General features: G+C 60.7%; 17 protein-coding genes and 1 tRNA gene. 10 read left to right on the forward strand and 8 right to left on the reverse strand.

All coding sequences use genetic code 11. From position 1 onward, the window contains the following. Window positions 1-3 precede the first annotated feature (3 nt). Window positions 4-564 (reverse strand): FHA domain-containing protein FhaB/FipA, encoded by a 561-nt coding sequence (locus CJ028_RS08205; protein WP_105034768.1) that lies wholly within the window; start codon window positions 562-564, stop codon window positions 4-6. After that, entirely contained in the window at window positions 561-1319 is a 759-nt protein-coding gene (locus tag CJ028_RS08210; protein WP_105034769.1) for an FHA domain-containing protein, read from the reverse strand. Before CJ028_RS08210 ends, CJ028_RS08205 begins: the two co-directional genes overlap by 4 nt. A 351-nt stretch (window positions 1320-1670) precedes the next feature. Here CJ028_RS08210 and CJ028_RS08215 point away from each other — a divergent pair. Next, a tRNA-Leu gene (locus CJ028_RS08215) sits at window positions 1671-1754 on the forward strand. A gap of 224 nt (window positions 1755-1978) precedes the next feature. Here the strand turns inward: CJ028_RS08215 and CJ028_RS08220 are convergent. Together CJ028_RS08220 and CJ028_RS08225 are read right to left on the reverse strand one after the other, a co-directional pair. Then, a complete protein-coding gene (locus CJ028_RS08220) occupies window positions 1979-3733 on the reverse strand; it encodes a hypothetical protein (RefSeq protein WP_105034770.1) in 1755 nt (584 codons plus the stop codon). Next, window positions 3730-4617, reverse strand: coding sequence for a site-specific integrase (locus CJ028_RS08225; RefSeq protein WP_129590423.1), 888 nt, complete (start codon window positions 4615-4617; stop codon window positions 3730-3732). Before CJ028_RS08225 ends, CJ028_RS08220 begins: the two co-directional genes overlap by 4 nt. 213 nt (window positions 4618-4830) lie before the next feature. Here CJ028_RS08225 and CJ028_RS08230 point away from each other — a divergent pair, with 213 nt between their 5' ends. From CJ028_RS08230 to CJ028_RS08275, 9 genes are all read left to right on the forward strand, one after another. Then, entirely contained in the window at window positions 4831-5019 is a 189-nt protein-coding gene (locus CJ028_RS08230) for a helix-turn-helix domain-containing protein (protein WP_105034772.1), read from the forward strand. 169 nt (window positions 5020-5188) lie between these two features. After that, on the forward strand, window positions 5189-5602 hold the full coding sequence (locus tag CJ028_RS08235; protein WP_105034773.1) for a hypothetical protein: 414 nt from the start codon (window positions 5189-5191) through the stop codon (window positions 5600-5602). Window positions 5603-5927: 325 nt separating this feature from the next. Beyond that, entirely contained in the window at window positions 5928-7583 is a 1656-nt protein-coding gene (locus CJ028_RS08240; protein ID WP_105034774.1) for a hypothetical protein, read from the forward strand. A gap of 199 nt (window positions 7584-7782) precedes the next feature. Further along, the gene (locus CJ028_RS08245; protein ID WP_240607156.1) at window positions 7783-9330 is read left to right on the forward strand and encodes a type I restriction-modification system subunit M; all 1548 of its coding nucleotides are present in this window, start codon (window positions 7783-7785) and stop codon (window positions 9328-9330) included. Further along, on the forward strand, window positions 9327-10526 hold the full coding sequence (locus tag CJ028_RS08250) for a restriction endonuclease subunit S (RefSeq protein ID WP_105034775.1): 1200 nt from the start codon (window positions 9327-9329) through the stop codon (window positions 10524-10526). Before CJ028_RS08245 ends, CJ028_RS08250 begins: the two co-directional genes overlap by 4 nt. Further along, entirely contained in the window at window positions 10526-11482 is a 957-nt protein-coding gene (locus CJ028_RS08255) for a restriction endonuclease (protein ID WP_240607157.1), read from the forward strand. Before CJ028_RS08250 ends, CJ028_RS08255 begins: the two co-directional genes overlap by 1 nt. Before the next feature lie 73 nt (window positions 11483-11555). Then, the gene (locus CJ028_RS08260; RefSeq protein ID WP_105034776.1) at window positions 11556-15011 is read left to right on the forward strand and encodes a DEAD/DEAH box helicase family protein; all 3456 of its coding nucleotides are present in this window, start codon (window positions 11556-11558) and stop codon (window positions 15009-15011) included. A gap of 615 nt (window positions 15012-15626) precedes the next feature. Then, window positions 15627-16664, forward strand: a complete 1038-nt coding sequence (locus CJ028_RS08265) for a hypothetical protein (RefSeq protein WP_129590425.1) — start codon at window positions 15627-15629, stop codon at window positions 16662-16664. Window positions 16665-17476: 812 nt separating this feature from the next. Further along, window positions 17477-17728, forward strand: a complete 252-nt coding sequence (locus tag CJ028_RS08275; RefSeq protein WP_105034779.1) for a hypothetical protein — start codon at window positions 17477-17479, stop codon at window positions 17726-17728. A gap of 465 nt (window positions 17729-18193) precedes the next feature. On the opposite strand, the gene CJ028_RS08280 is transcribed toward CJ028_RS08275, so the two are convergent. The 4 genes from CJ028_RS08280 to CJ028_RS08295 all read right to left on the reverse strand — a co-directional run bounded on the left by CJ028_RS08280 (window position 18194) and on the right by CJ028_RS08295 (window position 22273). Further along, on the reverse strand, window positions 18194-18781 hold the full coding sequence (locus CJ028_RS08280; RefSeq protein ID WP_129590426.1) for a hypothetical protein: 588 nt from the start codon (window positions 18779-18781) through the stop codon (window positions 18194-18196). Window positions 18782-19480: 699 nt separating this feature from the next. After that, window positions 19481-20503, reverse strand: a complete 1023-nt coding sequence (gene trpS, locus CJ028_RS08285; RefSeq protein ID WP_105034781.1) for a tryptophan--tRNA ligase — start codon at window positions 20501-20503, stop codon at window positions 19481-19483. Window positions 20504-20935: 432 nt separating this feature from the next. Then, on the reverse strand, window positions 20936-21397 hold the full coding sequence (locus CJ028_RS08290) for a DUF1643 domain-containing protein (RefSeq protein ID WP_105034782.1): 462 nt from the start codon (window positions 21395-21397) through the stop codon (window positions 20936-20938). A gap of 291 nt (window positions 21398-21688) precedes the next feature. Next, window positions 21689-22273: a hypothetical protein gene (locus CJ028_RS08295; RefSeq protein ID WP_129590427.1), complete on the reverse strand. Its 585-nt coding sequence runs from the start codon at window positions 22271-22273 to the stop codon at window positions 21689-21691. Window positions 22274-22557 lie beyond the last annotated feature (284 nt).

Here is a 22557-nt window from a genome sequence, read left to right on the forward strand (position 1 = left end):
GACCTACCGCCGAAGCTCGAAGCTGGTGGCGCCGATCTTCACGGTGGCGTTCAGGGGAATTTTGGTCGGAACGGTGACGCGGGAGCCGGCCAGAAAGGTGCCGTTGGTGGAATCCAGGTCTTGCAGCATCCACTCGTCGTTCCAGAGCATGAGACGTGCGTGGTGCGTGGAGGTGTAATCGTCGCGGATCACCAGACTGGAGTCGCTCGAACGGCCGATGGTGATGGTTTCGGTGCCCAGCGGAAACTCGGTGCCGGCCTTCGGGCCGCTCGTGATGACCAGGCGGGTGGTGTTCTGGGCGGTTGCCATTCCAGCCTGTGCATCTGGATTCGGGCTGGCGCGCGCGACCGGCGCGGTGAAGGCGTCAGCGGCAGCCGGGACAGTGACGGGAACGGCAGCGGGGACAGCGGATGCCGGGAATGCGGCGGCATCCGTTTTCATCTTGCGCACGCGCTGGCCGAACAGGTCACTGCGCAGAGCGTAGACGATGCCGAAGATGAACATCCAGAGCAGGAGCAGAAAACCGATGCGCAGCACCAGCAGGGTCAGTTCGCTGACGTTCATGCGTTCGGCCCCCAGAATCCGCCCATGTCGTGGCGTTCGGTCGGCGGATCGGCCGGTGGTGCGGCGCGCGGGTACTCGCGGGAGTCTGGTGAGACCTGGGCGAGCACGTGGAAGACGATGCGGGTGCGGCCGATGGTGACGATCGAATCGGGCTCGAGGATGGCCTGGCTGACCGGGGCGCCGTTGAGCTGCGAGCCGTTGGTGGAGCCGAGGTCGCGCACCTGGGCGCGGGCGCCGTCCCAAAGGATTTCGACGTGGCGACGGGAGGTGCCGGTGTCGTCGACGGTGATGTCGGCGTCAGAGCCGCGCCCGATCACGGTTCGGGCCTTGACCAGCGGGTGCCTGGTGCCGTTGATGTCGAGCACCGGCGTCCAGGCGACGGTGCTCTTGACCGAGCTGGAGTCGATCTGCACCATGCCCTCGCTGAGGCTGCGGTCGTCTTGCAGGGTGATCGTGATGCCGCCGGTGAACTGGTAGCGCTGTTCGGTGCCGTGCTTTTGCACGAGGGCGGTGAGCTCGTCGATGAGGGTGACGCCGAGCGCGCTCATGCGGGCGTAGTCGGTGTGGGACATGCGCACGGTGAAGCGATTAGGCGCGAGGATGCGATCCCGCGCGACTACAGCGGCCTTGGTGTCGAGCTCACGACGCAGCGCGGAGGTTATCTCCACCGGCTGCAAGCCCGATCGAAAGGTCTTGGCGAACGCTCCGTTGACGGCGCGCTCCAAGCCCTTTTCAAAGTTATCCAGTATGCCCACAGGTCTCCCGATCCGGTCCGCTTGGCTATGAGCATGTTACTTGTCTCGGGTGACAACCCACCTTGGGGGCGCAAACGGCACGAACAGCCATACTACCCGCGGAGGCTCCCGGACCGAATTCCGCACCCATTATGGCCATTCCGTGGGACTTTTTCGGTGAAGCGGATGCGGCGCGGCCGGGCCAAGCGACGGCATCCAGTGGTCACCGCGCCCGTTGGCGGTGACCGCGCCCGCTAGAGCTGGTGCGGCGACCGGCAGGTGGCGCGGTCACGCAGGAGTGGCACCATTCGCACACGCGACGCGCCGTCGAATGGCGCTGACCCCCCTCACAGTGTTAGCATTCCTAAGTTCGCGCGAGTGGCGGAATTGGCAGACGCGCTGGCTTCAGGTGCCAGTGTTCGAAAGGACGTAGGGGTTCAAGTCCCCTCTCGCGCACTGCGGGTGTTTCAGGAAATTGAAGTCTCGTTTTCATGAAATCCAAGCGAACAGGCCGGTTGAGTAGAAATACTCGGCCGGCCTTCGGTTTTTAACGGTGCTGGCGGGGCCGATCTGGTCGGTTGAGGCGGCGTCGACCTTTTAAATAGGAAAAGGCCTGCGAGGCGGCAGGCTGAAGCTTTCGGTGCGCGGGTGGTAAGTGCTGGAGTAGGTGGCGGCCGTTGTTACTGCGGTGGGGCCAGGGCCGGTAACGCGCTGTGGGCGCTTAGCGGTGTTCCGGTGGCTTCTTTGCGGCGGCGTTCGCGGGACAGCTTCTCGCCGAGGTCGAGTTCGGCGGCCTTCACGAAGAAGTCGTAGGTTTTGCGCAGGTTCGAGGAGACGGCGGCGAGGGTCGCGGCGAGGTAGTTAAAGGCGAAGCCGCGGCCGGAGCGTTTGCTGACGTTGGCGAGGTCTTCGAAGTTCTTGCCTTTGAGGGTTTTGTTGGCGGATTCGACCAGGCTGCGCATGCCGAAGTGCTTGCGATGCTCCTCGGACTTGTAAGCGAACTTCTGCAGGTGCTTGACGGCGAGGCGGGGGTCGCGGTTGCGTTCGGCGGGGGCTCCGGCGTCGAGCGGGATGGTGACGCTGACCGGTGTTGACGGTTTGGCGACGCGTTTGCCGCTGGCCCGGTCGATGGCCATGTAGCTGCCGGGGGTCGGGTAGAGGAAGCGTTGAAAGCCGTCTTTGTCGGGGAGGCCTTTGGGCTTCATCCGGTAGGCCGCGCGGTTTTCGAGGTAGGTCGTGTAGGTCTTTTTGTCGATGAGGCGGCGCGGCTTCTTCGGGCCGAGAGGGTTCGCCTCGCGGGTGTTGTAGTTCTTGGTGGCGTCGATGAGGTTCTGCGGCATATAGGTGACGTACCAGTTGCCGTCGACGAGGATGAGGTCTTTCCACTGGTTTTGGAGGCCGAGGTCGTTCTTCTTGTAGTCGATGACGAGTTCGCAGCCGCGAAGCCGCACGGGAATTTGAAAGTTTCGGGCCTTTTCGCCGTTGTAGGCGCGGTCGACGATGACGAGGCCGCCGGTGAAGCCCAGCCGTTGGTGGGAGTCGACCAGTTTGGCGCCGTGGCCGATGATTTCTCCCGGGCGGTGGAAACCAACAGAAGTAATGAGCGAGGGGAACACCATGTTCTGGCCGGGTTTATCCCACACCATGACGCTGATTTCGAGTTCGTAGCCGGCCTTGTCGGTTTTGGCTCCGAGGCCGCCGTGACTGCCTTCGCGGCGGTACCGGCCGGAGTGGGAGTCTGCATTGCCACGTCGCATGGTTGGGTCTGTCGGGTTGGGCCGTCCGGTTCCCGGAATCAGGGTTGCGTCGATGGCGATGTTGCCGTGGTACTTGGCCCAGATGTCGGCGGGGAGCATCCGAACGCTGGCGTGGAGGAGTTGTTCGCAGAGCCAGTCGAGGCGCTCTAGGTTGCGTTCCGACTTTCGTAGCGCCTTGGGCTTTGCCTGTTTCGCGAGCAGTTTCGCATAGGCCTTCGGTTTCAGTCGCCTGTTTCGGGGACCGGGGTACGGGTCAATGAGGGCCATCATGCGGTTGGCCGAGCGCCAGAGACGCTGGTACCAGTCAGTGTGGTCGCCGGGGAGGTTGCGGATGCCGAGCAGGGCGAATTCTTCGGCGCGGAAGTGAACATCGAGGGTTTCTGCGATGCGGTGGTAATTGATGCCATAGCCCAGTTGAACGTGCAGGACGAAAAGGACGAGGACGGCGCGGAACGGAATGGTTGGTTTTACGCCGGCGTTAGATTTCAATCGCGTTCGTCTCCACTCGGTGAGTTTCGTGACGACGCCCGAGCTGTCAACGATGCGAATGGCGTTGTTCAGGTAGGCGCGCGAGACGGGGCCGCGGGCGCGTTCGCGCGTGTAATCCAAACGGGTCATCCCGAACGTGGACTGCATCCGTTGCTCGAGCAGGGCGGCATCGTTGGTCGGCGCGCTCACTGGCTGACCGCGTCTCGAAGCTCAGCTCGGTACCGGGGAGTGTCGAGAGTTTGAACGTGTTCCAAGTAGCGCGGGAGGTGTTCGAACTTCTCGACGCCGAGGGCGCGCGTGAGTTCTTTCATGCGGGTGCCGGCCCGGAGGTGCGCGACGATCCACGTGGCGCGCAGTCTGTCGCTACGGGGCCGGAGCCCCACGGTGTATTGCGTGAAGTTGGACAGCAGGTTGCTCGCGCGGATGGTGTTGGTGGGACCCCACACAGGAATCTCGCGTGGGGCCTGCGCCAGAATCGCAACCATCCACTCCTCCCACTGGCGGAGCAAGGGCACGTTGCGCGGGTTGGTGCCGTGGATGGTGAAAACGATGCCCAGCGCATCGACAAGGACATCATCAGGATAAATCGTGCTCACATCGCTCGGGCGGAGCCCGGCACCGGCGCACAGCACGAGCATAAGCATTGCTCGACGGCGCTTCTCTGCGGTGATTTGGCCGAGTGCCCAGAGGGAGAATTCTTCCATTTCGCGCGCACTGTACGGTTCCGCGACTCGTTTTCGGGCCAGCGGGGTCATGGCATCGGGGTGCTCTTCCGGTGCCACCACCTCAGACACGCGCATCAAAATGGCGCGGTAATTGCGGCGGGTGCCCTCTGAACGCGTGGGACTCTCTTGGGTGCAGTACATGTCGATGGCTTGGCGGCTAAAGATTACGTCGGTTTGCAACGGCCACCCCTGAACGGTCACGCACCAGAGCGCGTAGGCGCTCGTGACCGTCAGGAGCATCGAGGCGGCGTAGCTGGTGTGTGGGGCGGCAAGGGAACAGGCATCTTTGACGAACGATTCAATAGCCGGCCATTCGGTGGAAGCGCGCTGGGGTTTGTATTTGGTCATGGTCTTGCGCACCCCCTCACTCAATTGGCTGTAACTGCAGCCACTCAGTAAAGCACAGATGTCCTCATTCGGAGAATTGGCGAACGAGCCGATGTGGGCGGATAAGCTTTTGGCATGAGTCCGCGCCCATCTCGTGTCACCCCACACGAGCTGTGTGTCAATTGGCCGACGACGCGGAGCGACGACCCTGTCGCTGAGATAGCGCGGCAATTCGTGCTGAACCTGCGGGACGCCATGGGCAGCCGCAGTATTCGCGAGGTTGCCCGTGAGACCGGCGTTGACCGGGCGAGCATCGGCACCGTTCTCAATGGGATGTCTTGGCCGGACACGTCCACCCTCGCCAGGTTGGAGCTCGGCCTGAAGGCCACGCTGTGGCCGGCCTATTCTGATGGGCCGAACTGACGACTGATCGAAATATGTATTCACAGCCTGTTCTATGCGCACCGGTGCATGCGAGTTGCACGTGCGAGACGGGGAATCACTTTAAATCTTAGAGATATTTACCCTGTATTTAGTGGTTTAATGCTACTGGGGGGTGATAAATTCGTTTCACATTGATTAGCCTGAAGGCATGATTCATCAACGAGTGCCCGGTGGGTTCAAATACGAGCCACGCAACTTGGTGGATTTCCGTAAGCAATTCGGCAAATCATCTGCCCCGCTTCGCCCCGCGCCCGGGGTGGATGCAGCTGATCCTCGATTTCTGGCGGCCCAATTACAGCACCAGGTCGCGAACGCTGTGCGAGAGGCGGTGCTCGCCCAGGGCCTCAGCTTGGAGGCCTTCCTCACAAGGCGAGAGCCGGATCAGGATTCGACGCCGTCGCCTCCCCCCGGGATGACCTATGACCGTGTCGTCCGAATCAACCGGGGCGAAACCTTAATGCAGCTCGCCGACTTGGTCAGTTGGGCGCAGCAGTTCGCTACCGTTCGCGCGCTGCTGGCTGACGATCAATGCTGGCCGGCTCGTTCTGTGGAACCGGTCTAGACCTACCCAAGACAGCTGAGCAGGGCAATGTTGAACCCGCGAGACGCTGGTGCGTGTGGTCAGGAGTAAGCCGGGCTATAGCCGTTGAAGTCGCTCCAGCCTCTTTTCGGCTCAGCCCACCTAGTTCCCGCGCGAGTTCGGAGAGTGTGGTCGCCTCATTCGAGGTGGCAATACGCAGAACTCCATGCCTGCTGCATAGAAGAGGTTGCCGGGTGGGCGCCTCGCGCAGGAGGGCGAGGGTCAGGGAATCGATAGCATGGCTGTTGGCGGGGGGTCTCAGGCGAAGTACCTACCCGTAGGGTGCATTGCAAACAAAGGAACTGAGATGAGCGACGAGATTGTGCCGGAACCGGACACCGCATCTAGCGAAGAAACTAGTCTTGTCAGCACTGACGGCGGGGCAGGGCCCGTGGCCACGCTGGTCGAAATCGAAAACGGCCTCGCAGTGCTGTTCGGTAATCATGTGCCCGAGGGCCTGGAGGTCGTCCCGTTCACCCTGATCGACACTGCGACTCGCTCTGCGATGTCGGCTGTCGTTGCGAGGTCGGTCGCCGCGGGCAACGTCGCTGCTCAGGGAGTGAATGGTGCCATGCAAGCGCAAGGCCTTGTGCGGTTGGCTCCCCAAACGCTGGAGGCCCTCAAAACCATGACGCCCGTGGTCAAGGACGGGTGGAATCTGGGCACGCTCGGCGTCCCTGGAAGATTCGGCACTGCCGTGCGGTGGCTGCCCGCGTCTGCAGCGACGGCGACATCGGTCATCGCCTCGATGGGCCAGGCGCTCACCTTGATGGCGATCCAAGTCCAGCTCAATCAGATCGCCAACGTTGCCCAGCACAACATCGAACTCACCTCCAAGGTGATGGAACTCGTGCGGCAGAAGGAGTTGTCGACCGTCATCGGGTACCACAAAACGCTCATACGGGAGCTGGGTCACGCTCGTCAGATCGGAGAGGTGACAAGCGCCGTTTTTGAGGAGATTCGCGGCTATCAAGGGGAGCTCTCGAACCAATGGGATTTCTACGAGACGGCCGTTCGACGGCATGCCAAAGAACTCGAATCAAAGCTGGGCCACAAGGAGCGCCAGCAGTACTTGACTGATCACGGGCAGGCGATCGTCGCGGATATTCATGCACTTCTCTTGGCAAAAGCGTCCTGGTTTGTCTATGACGCGTTGCGCGCTGGCCACTTGCTCAAGAGCGCGAAGTCCAATTCACAGGACGAGATGTTGTTGAGGACTTTAGTGTCGAACGCGAAGTCCTTGCATGCGAAGACACTGGACGAGACTGACTGGCTGCTCGACCAGCTCAGCCGAGAGTTCGCCGTCATCAGCGAACTTCCCGGAAAGAGAACCATCAAGATTGGCAGTACGTCCCGTGCCGCGAAGGACGCGACTGCCCTCGTGCGGCAGTTGCAACAGGCCCTGGTCTCCATCAGAGGAGAGGACACTCCGAAGGAGCCAGAACCCCTAGTTCTACCGTCGATCCTCGTGTTCGAAGGCGAAGTCCCGAGTGAGCTCGAGCGCATCCTGCCCCTGCGCCTCAGGGCCGGTGAGCGGGTCCTCGCATTGGGTGACGCATCCTGCTCCCGCTGGAACCTGCCCTTCCTCGATTCCGGCTGGGTCGTGGTGACCGACCAACGCGTCCTCATCACCAAACAGGATTCCCTGCGGCGGGTGGGCGCGATCGACACCGAGCTTGCCGTCGACGACATCCGCTATGTACGCAGATCAGACCAGAGCGACAAGGCAACCACCGTAGAAGTCATCACCAAAGACATCACCCTGACCTTGAAATTCCCCTCCTGGTCGAAAACAGGTCAGTCCCGAACGGATGCGCAGCGCTTGGGCGCGTTGGTAGCCAGTTACATGCGCCTGCCGGATTCCGAGGTACCGAAGGTGGAACGCCGTGAGCTCGACGCCGCTGTCGATCAGGCGGCCAACGCCAGCATCGGCGCCGGTTCATCCGGTTTCACCCATCACTAAGGATCCTGGGCGACATCAGCCTCTCGCACGTCAGTTAAAGCGACGCCCCAACTGGCATTGCCTCACGCTTTGCCCCAGATTTTTCAGGTCTGCGCTGTTCCTGCTCAGGGGCGCGAGTGCTGGTCTGCGATGTCAGCGGTCGCTCATAGTCTGAAAGACTCGACACAACACAGTTGAGCGAGGATCAAGCCTCGAGTATATGCGTTTCAACAAGGGGAGCACCACAGTGGTTACTGGGGAACTGAAGTCACAGATTGACAAGGTCTGGAACGCTTTTTGGACCGGCGGCATCGCCAACCCGGTCGAGGTGATCGAGCAAATCACCTACCTGCTTTTCATCCGCCGGCTCGATGACTTGCACACCCTCGCGGAGAACAAGGCGAACCGCACCGGTCAACCGATCGAGAACCGCGTCTTCCCCGAAGGGCAAGATGACACCGGCCGTGCACCCCGTGACTACAACGACTTGCGCTGGTCGGTCTTCTCAAACCGTTCGCCCGACGAGATGTTCACCATCGTGGGGCAGCACGTGTTCCCGTTCTTGCAGCAGCTCGGCGAGAAGGGCTCCAGCTACGCCCGCAACATGAAGGACGCCCGCTTCACCATCCCGACCCCCGCGTTGCTCGTGAAGGTCGTTGACCTGCTCGCCGCCATTCCTATGGAGGACCGCGACACCAAGGGCGATGTCTACGAGTACATGCTCTCGAAGCTGGCCACCGCCGGCACGAATGGGCAGTTCCGTACCCCGCGCCACATCATCAAGCTCATGGTCGATATGACGGCGCCCACCCCCGCCGACACCATCATCGACCCCGCCGCGGGCACGGCCGGCTTCCTGGTGGTCGCCGGTGAATACCTGCGCGAGCACAATCCCGAAATCTTCACGGATGCGGCCACCCGCGCCCACTTCAACGGCCCGGCTTTCACCGGCTATGACTCCGACGCTGCCATGGCCCGCATCGGCAGCATGAACCTGATGCTGCACGGGGTGGATAACCCGACCATGGAGCGTGGCGACTCTCTGGGCGAGCTGCACCCGACCACCGAGAGCTACAGTCTCGTCCTCGCCAACCCACCGTTCGCCGGAAGTCTCGATTACGAGACCACGGCGAAGGACCTGCTCGACGTCGTGAAAACGAAGAAGACCGAGCTGCTCTTCCTCGTGCTCATGCTGCGCATGCTCAAGAACGGTGGCCGTGCGGCCGTGATCGTTCCCGACGGTGTGCTCTTCGGCTCGTCCAAGGCGCACAAGGAACTGCGCCGCATTCTCGTCGAAGACCACAAACTCGACGCCGTCGTGAAGCTTCCCAGCGGTGTCTTCAAGCCCTACGCGGGAGTCTCCACCGCCATTCTGTTCTTCACCAAGACCAGCTCCGGCGGAACCGACAACGTCTGGTTCTACGACGTGCAGGCCGACGGTTTCTCCCTCGACGACAAGCGCACCGAACTGGATGCCGCGGTGCACGAGCAAAACAATCTCCCCGACGCGTTCGCCCGGTGGTCGAGCTTGGCCGGCCCTGACAGCCCAGAACTCACCCGCGCCCACACGGCCCAGTCGTTCATGGTGCCGAAGGCCGAGATCGCTGCCCAGGGCTACGATCTGTCCCTCAACCGGTACAAAGAGGTCGAGCACGAGGTCGTCGTTCACCGGACCCCGGTCGAGATCCTAAATGACCTCGCAGTGCTTGACGACCAGATCGCTGCGGGCTTGGCAACATTGCGAGTTTCGCTGAGGGTGGACGCGTGACAATTAAGATGGCTCGTGTCGGAGACATTGCTGAGCAGGTTCGAGGCGTCACCTATCAAAAAGAAGAAGTACGTCAAGGTCCCACAAGCTCGCACGTAGCTTTACTTACGGCCGGAAACATCACGGAATCGGGCATCAGTTACGACGACGTTGTTTACGTGCCCCAGTCTCGGGTTAGCGCTAAGCAGACTCTTCGTAAGGGTGACGTTCTTATTGCCGCTTCGAGCGGAAGTCTGCGGGTTGTCGGTAAAGCCGGGCGTATCAAGGCGGACGTCGATGCAACTTTCGGTGCGTTTTGCAAAGTGCTTCGCCCGGGTGTTGTCGTGGATTCCGTCTATTTCTCGCATTTTTTTCGAACGCCAGAATACCGATCGAGAATCTCACATTTGGCGGCTGGCGCGAATATCAATAACTTGAGAAACGAGGATCTCAACGATTTAGAGGTCCCGATTCCACCTATCCCGGAGCAGCGTCGTATCGCGGCGATCCTCGATCAGGCTGACGAGCTGCGCACCAAACGCCGTCGCGCCCTCACCCTCCTCGACGAACTCGCCGACTCGGTTTTTCTCGAAATGTTCGGCGGCGATGAGTACATGCTGTCGGCACCAAAACTCTCGCTCGGGTCTGTAATGGAAACGCGAGGTGGACTTCAGGTCACTCATGCTCGACAAGATCTCCCGCTTGAAGTTCCTTACCTCAGGGTGGCGAATTCTAAGCGAGGGCACATGGATTTGAGTGAGATCAAGACGATGAGGGTAACTCCAATCGAACTCGACCGCACCCGATTGAAAGAAGGAGATCTCCTCTTGGTGGAGGGCCATGGCAATGCCAGCGAGGTAGGTCGGGCCGCTCGGTGGCGCTTTTCCGACATGGATGTCATCCATCAGAATCACTTGATTCGAGTGCGGCCAAAGCCGGAAGTTTTGAATGCAACCTTCGTTGAGTACTACTTGAATTCATCGTTCGTGCGCAGCTATTGGTCAAAGGTTGCAAAGACCACCTCGGGTCTAAATACGATCAATATGAGCAATGTCAAGGCCGTGCAAGTTCTTGTGCCGTCTCTGTCACGGCAGAATAAATTCGCCGCGGCCGTGGGTCGTCTAGAGGCGGCATCAGAGCAGCAAGTCAAGGAACTCGCTCTACTCGATGAGCTGTTTGACTCCCTCCAGCACCGCGCCTTTCGAGGAAAACTATAATGATTGATTCAACACCGACTCAAGCGCACACTCCGATTCCGGGAATGCCTCGGTTTCCGCTTTTTCGTGCGGCCACACTTCAGGTGTTGAGCGACGGGCAAGTGTGGGCTCGACGCCAACTCGAAGCAGCAGTCCTCGACGCGATGCAGCTGAGCGAAGAAATTCGTGCGGACCGCTTCAAATCTGGTGGGCAGCGAGCGAATAACCGTGTCGGCTGGTCCATCTCGATGCTCCAGCGTGCCGGAGCAGCGGAACGACCGGAACGCGCTCACTTTCACATAACGGAGTTTGGACGCGAGCTTTTGGCGCAGCATCCGATGGAGATCACCGACGCAACCCTCCGTTCCATCCCTGTCTTTCGGGATTACGTGGTGCAACGCGACGAGAAACGTGATGTTGGCACGGTCACTGAACTCAGCCCGAGTGAGCCCGTTGCAGACGAGGATCCGACCGAGCTCATCGAGGCCGGCGTGCAGGCGTTTGCTGCGGAAGCAGTGGTCGATTTGATTCGCCGGCTGCGAGAACAGCATCCGGACTTCTTTGAGCAGGCCGTCGTAGACGTGCTCAACAAGATGGGTTATGGCGGAACCGAGCATCGAGGGCGGCGCCTCGGCGGGTCGGGCGACGGCGGGGTTGATGGCGTCATCGACCAAGACGCGCTCGGGCTCAGCCAGATTTACGTGCAGGCGAAGCGTTACGGGGACGGCAACACCGTCCAACGCCCGGAGATTCAGGGGTTCGTTGGCGCACTCGCTGGTAAGGGTGCCTCCCAGGGCGTCTTCGTGACGACCAGCCTGTTCTCCAAGGGTGCCCGTGAGTACGTGGAACAGATCCCAACTCGGATCGTTCTCATCGATGGTCCGCGCCTAGCGGAGCTCATGATTCGTTACCGGGTTGGCGTGCAGATCAAGCGCACCTATGAGGTTGTTGAGGTCGACGAAGATTACTTCGAGTAGGTGTGATCCCGATCGGTGACTGCTGGCCGATAGAGTCTGCCTTACAAGCGTTTGTAACCACGGGGGTGTGTGGATGGGTAACTTCGATTTTGTGACTGCGGCCTGGCCGGGCATCAGCGACGAGGCACGGCGGGCCGAGCACTACGCATTCGGTGAGCCCCGGTCATCCGTTTTCTATTCCCGCCGCACTCTTGAACTGGCCGTGCACTGGTTGTATCAGGCTGATGAGTCGCTCAGCCTGCCGTACAGCAACGACCTCTCGAGCTTGTTGTTCGAGCCCACGTTCAAGACGTTGGTGGGCCCGGGCATCCACGCGAAGATGAACGTTATTCGCATGCGGGGCAACGATGCCGTGCACCGTACCGGGGCGATGACTGACGCTCAGAGTCTGCCGGTGGTTCGGGAGCTCTTTCATGTGCTGATCTGGCTTGCTACCCGTTATGCGGCGACGCCCGAGCTGCGCCCAGCGCCGGGGGTGCCGTTTGATGCCGCCTCGATTCCGCGCCCGCGGCCCGGCGCGGCGGCTCGCACCCGGGAACAGCTGCAGAAACTCGCCGAAGGGAACGCTGCCAAAGACGCGCAGCTGGCGAAGGCCAACGAAGACAACGACAGCATGGCCGCTGAACTCGCGGAACTGCGCGCCGCCATGGCTGCCATCACCGCTGCGAACACGGTCATCCCCGACACGCATGATTACCGTGAGAACGAAACCCGGCACTTGTTCATAGACCTGCTGCTCAGCGAAGCCGGTTGGCCCCTCACCGAGGATCGCGACCGGGAGTTTCCCGTCACCGGCATGCCCGGGGCGGCCGGGGCGAAGAGCGACACTCCCGGCAAGGGGTTCGTGGACTACGTGCTGTGGGGCGATGACGGCCTCCCGCTTGGCGTGGTCGAGGCCAAGCGCACCACACGTGATCCGAAAGTTGGCCAGGAGCAGGCCCGGCTCTACGCGGATGCGCTTGAGCAGCAGTTCGGTCAACGCCCGGTGATCTTCTACACGAACGGGTACGAGCACCACATTTGGGACGACACCTTCTACCCGCCGCGGCAGGTGGCCGGGTTCTACACGCGCGACCAACTGGCGCTGCTGGTGCAGCGCCGCACGGCGAAGCATCCTCTCGTTGCCTCGGGCAAGGCACCGGGCACGACGATCAACACCGACATTGTGGGGCGGCACTACCAAGTGCAGGCCGTGACCAAAATCGCCGAGAGCTTCGAGGCAGGCCACGAACGCAAGGCACTGCTCGTGATGGCCACCGGCAGCGGCAAAACCCGAACGGTGATTGCCCTCACCGACCTGCTCATGCGGGCCAACTGGGCCAAACGCGTGTTGTTCCTCGCCGACCGGATCGCCTTAGTGAATCAGGCGGCGGGAGCGTTCAAAGAGCACCTGCCGGACGCGGCCCCGGTGAACCTGCTCACGGACCGCGACACCGACGGGCGTGTGTTTGTCTCGACGTACGGCACGATGATAGGGCTGATCGACCAGGGCGGTTCCACGGGCGACGATGCGGGCGGGGGGCTGCGCCGGTTCGGCCCCGGCTACTTCGACCTGATCATCATCGACGAAGCGCACCGGTCGGTGTACCAGAAGTACGGCGAAATCTTCTCCTACTTCGACTCCCTGCTCGTGGGCCTGACGGCGACGCCGAAGGATGAAGTCGACCACAACACCTACAGTCTCCTCAACCTTGAAGACGGGGTTCCCACCGATTCGTATGAGCTCGGTCAGGCCATCGCCGACAAATATTTGGTGCCGCCCGTCGCGCGGCCGATCGCGCTGGGGTTCATGAACCGCGGCATCCGCTACGCCGACCTGAGTGCTGACGAGCGCGACCAATGGGACATGCTCGATTGGGATGACGGCCTCGTTCCCGACGCGATCGATGCGGCTGCGGTGAACAAATGGTTGTTCAATGCCGACACCGTCGACAAGGTTCTGGAAGTACTCATGCGCGAGGGCCGCCGGGTGTCCGGAGGTGACCGGCTAGGCAAGACGATTGTCTTTGCGAAGAACAATGCGCATGCCGAGTTCATCGCCGACCGGTTTAACGCCAACTACCCCGAGTTCGCCGGCCAGTTCGCCCGAGTCGTCACCTACAAGACCGAATACGTGCAAAGTCTGATCGGCACTTTCTCCAAGACCGACGAGTCCCCGCAGATCGCGATCTCGGTGGACATGCTCGACACGGGTATCGACGTGCCGGACGTCGTCAACCTCGTCTTCTTCAAGCCCGTCTACTCGAAGACCAAGTACTGGCAGATGATCGGCCGCGGCACACGCCTCCGCCCCGACCTCTATGGCCCCGGCGCCGACAAAGAAGACTTCATGATCTTCGACGTCTGCGGCAACATCGAGTTCTTCAACGCGGAGATGAAGGACGCTGCTGCCAGCCAGGTAGAGCCTCTGCACCAACGCTCCTTCAAAGCGCGGATTGGTCTGCTGTGGGCGCTCGACTCCCTCGCCTCACCCCACGAAAGCCACATGGCTCTGCGTTTGTCGCTAGCCACCCGGTTGCACGACACCGTCGCTGGCATGAATCACGGCAACTTCCTCGTACGAAAGCACTTGCGCCAGGCTGAGCATTTCGCGGACTCCAGCGCCTGGCTCACCCCGAAGGCCGGAGATTTGGAGGCGGCCGCCGAGCACCTGTCGGGGCTGCCGTCGAGCGTGCACGTCCTCGACACCGATGAAGACGCTAAACGTTTCGACCTGCTCGCGCTGCGGGCGCAACTCGGAGTGGTGAGCCTGGAACCGGACGATGTAGACGCATTTGCGCGTGCCAAGGTGCGGCTGCAAGCCATTGCCGACGCGCTCGGCGAGCAGCGCAACATCCCGGTGATCAAACAGAACTTTGAGCTGATTCAGGCCGTGGCCAGTGATGAGTGGTGGGACGGCGTGACCGTCGGCATGCTCGAGCTGATGCGGTTGCGGCTCCGCGCTCTCGTGCGCCTCGTCGATAAGACGAAGCAGGCCATCGTGTACACCGACTTTGAAGACACCCTTGGCGAGTTTGAGCCGGCTGAGGTGCGGATCGTGACGCCCGGTGTTGACCGGGAACGCTTTCGCGAGAAGCTCCTCGCGTTCCTCCGCGAACACCAGGACCAGGTCGTGCTGCACAAGTTGCGCATGGGACGCCAGCTCACGGCCCTCGACCTGGCCGAACTCGAACGCATCCTGACCGAAACCGGCGGGTTCTCACCCGCCGAAATAGCGGCGGGCGCCTCCGAAGCCAACGGACTAGGCCTGTTCATCCGGTCGGTCGCGGGCATGGATCGCGGCGCGGCATCCGAAGCCTTGGACTCGTTCGTCGGCGGCGTGACTTTCAGCGCGAACCAGTTGGCGTTCGTCAAGCTCATCATCGATCAGCTCACTCAGCGTGGCGCTGTGGCGACGGGGTTGCTGTACGAAGCACCTTTCACTGATTACGCGCCGCACGGGCCGGATGAATTGTTTACGAACGCGCAGGTGACAAACCTGATCGACGTGTTGAAGCATGTGGCGGCGACTGCTGCCGTCGCGTCCTGATGTGGCCCGTTAGTTCGCGTGTGGTCGCCAGCTCACCGCAGGTGTGCAGCCAGCCCGTTTTGGGTCCTGTCCCCAACCCGAGCGAGACGGATGGCACCTGGTCGCGCGAGATCGCCATCTCCTACCTCGAGGGTGTGTCCGGAGCGCCTCCCCTGGCATGACCACGGAGAGGAGCCCTCCGCGTTGCAGCGTCACCGTCCGGCCACGAGCGGTCGCGTCCAGCACCTCCTTGAGGTGTGTGCGCACCTCCGTGAAGGTGCCGTAATCGGGGACGAGGGGCATTAGAGTCTCTCATTCGGTCTGGTCGCCCGTAGGGGCGTCAGATTCACGGTACCGGCTGCATTGCCGAGTTCAACCGCTGACTCTGGCGGACCGCCCCGAAACGGCAAATCTCTTCAGAAATTCCTCCCCGACGTAAACTGCGACAGCCATCGTGGATGGCGACGAACCGGATTCGGGCAGCTGTGCAGGTCGCCACCGTCCACGAAGCTGACGGCACGGTCACGAGCTGCGTCCCGTCGCGACGACACCGACATAGATCGATTTGATGAGTCCTGAAGCACTGTGTAGGGTTTGATTCAGGTACGGAGCACCATCCCCGCCGGAGACACTGACTTGTCATCCTGGAATGCGCGGGTCAAGGAGTATGACTCTCGCTTCTCAAGCTGCATTAACATTATTATCCTCATCAAAATCACGATCATTCTTGATCGAGTCAGCGATCTGCCAAGGATACTTGTGAGCCAAAAACTTCTTTCTCCCAACAATGCCCGGTTGCGTCAGCGTGCAACAGGGGAACCCTTGTTTTCCGCCAACCGAAATTCTCGAGCGTGCTGGCAGAGCGGCGCCTCCGTCCTACCTGCGGCGTCAACGGATCAGCGTTTTCTGGAGGCACAATTCCTCTGTGCAATCGACAGCCTGAAGTGCGTGCCAATAGACCACGGTTTGCTTGGGGATTCTGAATTCGTTTTTGACCTGCCTAGAGTTGAGCCTCACGCTGATCAGCTCATCGTTCAGTTCGACCGTAGAACGGAGCTCTCAGACCTCGTCCTCAGCCTCCTTCCCTCGGTGGATCCACGCGACGGTTACGTTCAGGGAATTCCCGGCCTGCGTTTTCGCACGGATAAGGGGAAAGTGTCGCTGCACGTTCCTGGCCGCAAGGCCGAGATCATTCTCGACAGAGTCTCTGAGAAGGCCTGGCTGTGTGCTGTTTCAACCGCCTTCGCTGGCGTGGACCCCAGCCTCCTCATATGGTCTCAATCACCGGAGCAGGTGTCGGCGGCGGAGACGGAGCAAACCAGCGGATTCCGCACTACGATGCCAACGGACGATCTGGAAAGTATCCTCCTCCGGCGAATTCGAGCACTCGACATTCTCAAACCGGTCGCGGTCAAGGCATGGCGCCCTGACGGTCGGGAACTTCACGTTCAAGTCCGGGTCGTAGAACACGACCTCAATCTCGCAGATGACCTCATCACGACGATGACCGACCCGCGTCTAACTCCTGATCTGCGGTTCGTCGGCCGGGATAGGACATGGCTAAAGTTCGAGAGTCCTTCCGGTGGCATGATCGTGGTCCGCGTGGAGCTCGGCCGGAGGTCTCCGGCCACCGCGTTAAAAGAAATCTCGTTCACTCCGACACTGCCTCTCTGAGCGCCGGTACCCCGGCATTACGGGCTGTTCTGTGTTCTCGAGCCCTCCCACGATGGCTTCTCACGTGGGCAAGCAACGCTCAGAACTGTGCAACCACACCACTAAATGGCACACGAACCCAGCGACCGTAGATACGCCCTAAGACTCAACGTTTTCCACTTGGACCGGCTACGTGAACTTACTGAACTTGAGTCTTCACCGTTCGAGAAACATTGAACGAAGAGTGCTGACGATACCGCGTATCTGTCGAAATGCACCTCGAACCCCGGGCCGACGGATGAATGAACAATCAGAATCGGAGGGTAATCATGATTCCAGAACGTTGCTGGCGTGATGTGGATGCAGCAGTAGGGCTCTACACGGCCGGCGAAGTTCTCGACGTCGTCGGTGTCCCTAGCGGTGGTCATAGGCTCCTCCGTCGGCTTCGAGCGGCGGGCCATCTTCTGTCAGTGCAGCGTGGTGCCGTATATGTATATCCTCGTTTCCAATTCGATCCTGAATCACTCCTCATCCTTCCTGTCATTGCTGACCTGATCGTGTTTGCTGACGCCGCCGGGTGGTCGCACCAGGAACTCCTCCTCTGGCTCTGCTCACCCTCGGGGTACTTTCAGGGCGGTCGACCGGCTGAACACATGAGCGACCCGGACATGGTCCTCAGAATGGCCAGAGTGGCGGCCGCGGTTCAGTGGTGAGGAAATGCCGTTCTCCGCCCCACGGCGACGATGACGATGAACTCCACCACCCGGCGGGAAGTAACCCAGGTGGCGACAGACAGCAGGAACGTCTAGCAGGAACCGAAAGAAGGACAGCTAATGACTAAGGAAAAATGGCGCGATGAGTGGCCTCCGTTCCGACTGAAGCTCATCGACGAGACGGCTCGGTGCTTGGCGGATCAGCAGCACACGGCAACGGGTGGGGAACGGTCAGGGTGGAAAACGCTCACGACCGTGGAGCAGAAAAACCTGACGGCGAACATCGCCGGCATCTTCCTCGCCATGGATCAGGCCATGCAGAACCTCGATGACCGGAGGGAGATCCTCTACAGCGAACGCAGCCAGACCTGATGAGTTCCACGTCTGGCTGCGGTCACCCCCGGAATGCCTCAGTGCGGCGGTTGAAAGGTCGTGCTGTTCTCGGCAGACGACAGCTTCACCCAATTACTCCGACGATGGTGGTGACTCCAAATAGCCAGCCTTCAGTGGACCATATACTGTCTGGAAATTACGGAATCAGTTCATTCGTTGCCCAGGTCAGGACCCGGCCAGAGATCTTCGCCTGTAGTGGCGGAAATCAACTACACCCGCCGAATGCATCCACCCGCATTGGCGACGGCAGTGCCGTTCAGTCGAAATCTGGTGGGATTGATGGCAAGCAATCTGGTACGGCTCACCGCGACGAACTCAACGGGGCACCGCTGGCGGACGAAGACTGGTTGACCTAAGGGCCGGAGAGAGACTGGACGGGTTTCCGTGACCTCACAGCCAGTGTGTGCAGGTCCAGAGCATGAGATGCGCGCTGTTGGCGATTCTTCAGCCTCTCGCTCGGGAGATGAGGAGTTCGGCCGTTCGTGCCTCGGTGACGCCCCACGACATGAGGGTGCTGTGCAGGAGTCGTTCCATCCGCTCGGGGAGTTGTTTGTCGCGGAGGAGTCGTGACGTTTCAATGAGGCCGAACGCAGCAGAGACGAGCTGAACGGAATGTTCGTGAAGCCCAGCGTGCATGGTCGGGTCGACAAGATCGGATTGACCGGTTGCAGACAGCGACTCACGGAGCCATTTCTCGGTCAGGTAAACCCAGATCTGCAGCGGCCTGGCACCTGGAGTTTCCGGCTGGGTGGCCTCGCGAAGTATTCGCAAGGCGGCCATGGCAACCACATCAGTCGATGCGGATATGGCCAGTTTTCGGAAATAGAAGACGAGATCGGGAAGACCCTTCATATTGGGCCGGACCTCGTAGACAAACGGTATTCCTGCAATGGCCTCCTCGAGGAATCTCGTTATGACTGCGTCGAGCGTGTGGCTCGGCCCAATCGGAAATCCGGGGTTGGCGGGTAATTCGTCGAGGATGTCCTGCGCGCTGGTTTTGAGAATGCCCCGCGCGTGAAGAACGCGGGCCACGGCCATCATCGAGTCTGAGTGAATCGCCTGCTCGTGCCAATCCCAATGTTCTGGGGCATTCGTTGGGTCCGCTTTTCCACTCCCTGTCGGGGTTGTCGGATGAAACATGGGTACCACCACCTTCGGAACTGGTCAGTCCAGTCCTCAACGAATACCCTGCGGCGGGTCCTCGGCGACAACGGAATGTTCGACAACTCGATCCACCAGATCGGCCTTTCGTGCTAATTCCTCGAGTGCCAGTTGCGCCCATCAACGCTGCTTGCGGACGGACCGGGGCGTGGTCACTGATCGACGCACTGCCCACTTCAACGCGGCGAAATCTCGAAGCGTATACGACCGTATAGCATACGGAATTTACGGCAATCAGCCCCATTTCCGCTGCTGCATCGGGAATGGAGACGGTTTGCGGGTCCGAGTGAGCAGGCTGGTGCTGACTGCAATCTTGCAAACAGCTGCGGGGAGGGCCCTCGCTGCCGGTGTTGCGGGGTGGGGTCGCCACGCCGAGATTGCAGCGATCAATGCGGTTGGGCCAACTTCACGGATGTACCAACGTGACCAAGTGCACGTAGCGCGGCGGCTGCATGCGGCCGCAGCAAAACTTGAAGCGGTGTTGCGGACTGTGCCGGAGTCGTAGGCGCAGCACCACTCTCCATCCGCGGTTAGGAAATTCGGGATTGTTCACGGGCCCGCGTGAGGAAATCAGTAGCGGGTGCCCATGACGGTTCTTACTTCGTCCAGCGTGGTGGCAGCAATGGTGTTGGCGCGATCATTGCCACGTCGAAGCACCTCGGAAGCTAGCCCCGAATCCTGCGCGAAGTCGGCACGTCGTGCTCGCATGGGAGCAAGAAAGCTATTGACCGCATCGGTGGTTAGGCGCTTCAGCTCACCGCTACCTTGGTCTCCGATCTGCGCTGCGATTTCCTCCGGTTGTTTGCCAAGGCAGAGCGCAGCGGTCGAGAGAAGTGCTGAGACGCCTGGTCTAGTCTTCGGATCAAAAGAGATCAGACGGTCACTGTCGGTGACAGTTTTCCGGATGGCTGCCGCGGTTTCATCCTCGGTCATCGACAAGGCGATCGCGTTTCCGTAGCTTTTGGACATCTTGCGACCGTCCAGCCCGGGGATCTCTGGCGACGCTGTGATCAGTGCGTCGGGCACCGGGAAAACATTCCCGTAGCGCTCGTTGAATCTGCGCGCGACCACACGTGTCATTTCGACATGCGGCAAGTTATCTTTTCCGACAGGGACGAGGCTCCCCTTGCAGAACAGGATGTCAGCGGCCTGGTGCACGGGGTATGTGAGAAGAAGGCCACTCAGGGCTCGATTCGAGGAGGCAAGTTCCGACTTCACGGTTGGATTTCGACGTAGTTCGGCCTCCGTCACCAGACTCAGAAACGGGACGATCAACTGGTTCAGGGCCGGCACGGACGAATGCGTAAAGATCGTCGTTGATTCCGGATCCAGGCCCGCAGCGAGATAGTCCAGGACGGTGCTGTAGACGTTCTGTTGAACGTTCGCCATTGTGTCCCGGTCGGTAATGACCTGATAATCAGCCAAGACCAGAAACGTTTCGACCCCGGCCTGTTGAAGCCTGACTCGTTCAATGATGGTGCCGAAATAGTGGCCGAGGTGAAGCAGGCCGGTTGGTCGCTCGCCGGTAAGCACGCGATAATGCTCCGGATGGGCATCAATGTCTCGGGCGATGATAGCCGAACGCTCGGCCATGGTCGTAAGGGATTCCACTTTGCACTCCTTAAAGTAGGAGGGCTGTACGATGTCCTGAGCTGAGGTTCACGGGCGGCGTACAGCCCGTGAACATGGTTCAACCGGCTGCTAGTGCAGCCACCACCACGAGGAACGGTTGAAACTCATTCCAGAAGAATAGCCGAGTGGCAACGGCACGGATTACCCAGTCGACGCGTTCCGAACACGCCACAACGTCGGACATGACCTTGGTGGGGTTTGTCTCTCTTCCGAATCTCGGCCGGAACCTGCTCCCGAGAGTTACTCACGGCCTCAGTGGTGGCTGTCATGGGCGAATTAGCCGAAAAGCGCGTTGTCGCGATGGATCCTGCAGTTGCTTTCACGGCTGTAGCTCGGAGAGAGCACGACGAATCCAGTTGGGCCGTGCGCACAATCGACCCCTCGCAGATGCAGTTACGGCATCCACTCGATTAGCGGCGCATCGACAGGCAAGTAAAGCGGATGCCCGGGATGCCCATCCTTCGTGATGCCCAACGCGTGAAGTCGCGGCAGCAGCGCCAGCGCCCGGGTCACGCGGGCCGGGTCCGCCTTCGTGCCCCACCCCGCAATGACGGTGCCGGTGACGCCGGCAAGCACGCAATCGTTATCTGGTCCCACCGGGTCGGTCGCAGCCAGCATCACTTTCGGGTCCTTGGTGCGGAACGCGTACAGGTTGAGGATCACCATGCCGCCGTACCCCTCGCGCTTCGCGAAACCGACGCACCGCCGGAGCGTCGGATCGAGTTGAACCGCGTCGGCGGTGCTCGGGTTGAGCAGCACGAACGTGATCATCGGCAGCACTGGGTCCCAGACGCGGGTCAGCGTGTAGCGGTATTCGCCACGAATGTCTGCGGTGGCGGAAATGAACTCAGGCATTGGGCCTCTCCAGCCAGAGCATATCGTCACACCTGCACGAAGCCCGGTCCTCGAAAGCCCATCCCCAGCGGGTCACGATCAACTCTGCCGATGGTGAAAGCCGTCCTCGCGCCCAGAGACGAGTAGATCAAGGCATGGTGCGCTGGTCACGAACCGGCGACACAAATCGCTAGCGATCATGGCCGCGAGATGTTTCACTTACCGGCTGCGGTCGAGGACTGGCCATCACTAGGGAATGTATCCACATCGCCGCCGTTGGGTGGGCGAGAGCCCCGACTGCCGAGGCCACTCTCAGCTTAGGAACCCGTCGACCTGCGCCGTGCTGAGCCCCCAGGACGAGAGGTTCGCATGAAGTAGCTGCTCCATTCGGTCAGCGAGCTCATCATCCTCAAGTAGCCGCGACATTTCGATAAGGCCGAACGCTGCAGCAGCTAGCTGAATGGCCAGTTCATGAAGTTCGCCTGGCGTGGGGAGGGGAACCCGACCACTGGTGGGGAAGTCACCGACTTCGACCGCATCGACCAGCCAGCTCTCGGTCATCTTGATCCAGGCGCGTTGCGGAAACGAGATGCGCCGCTCCGGATAGTAAGCCTCGCGCACGACGCGCAAGATGGCCCTGATTGGGATGTCTGATGCGGCCATGGACAACTTCCGGAAATAGAAGACCAAGTAGGCAATCCCCCGAAGGTCTGGTCGGGGTCCATTCACGAGAGGGTAGCCAGTAAGTGACACGTCCAAGTAGCTCTCTACAATATGTTTTATCGATGGCCACGGCCCAACGGGAAAATCTTTGGTGTGTGGAAGTGCGTTGATGAGGTCCTGTTCACTGGTCCTCATCTCGCCGCGTTCATTGATGACCTGCGCCACGGCCATCATTGAAGCCGAGTATGGTCCCGTCTCGCGCCAGTCCAAGACTTCTACGAGCTTGATTGGGGCGTCTGCACTGTCAGCGGACGAAGGAGTTTCAGGGGGAAGCATGGGACCACCATTCCGGGACCGGCTACCCTGCGGCGGGTCGGCGCTCGGGTGGGTGACCACGTTCAGTAGGCGTTGAGCCGCGATGGCGAGGATGCTGAGTGCGGAGCAAAATGCAGGAACAGCACAGTTCGCGAGATGGGCGTCGTTCTACTACCCTCATGACAACGCGGAAGGTGGGACTT

The organism is Cryobacterium aureum (assembly GCF_002954245.1).
Lineage (GTDB): Bacteria > Actinomycetota > Actinomycetes > Actinomycetales > Microbacteriaceae > Cryobacterium > Cryobacterium aureum.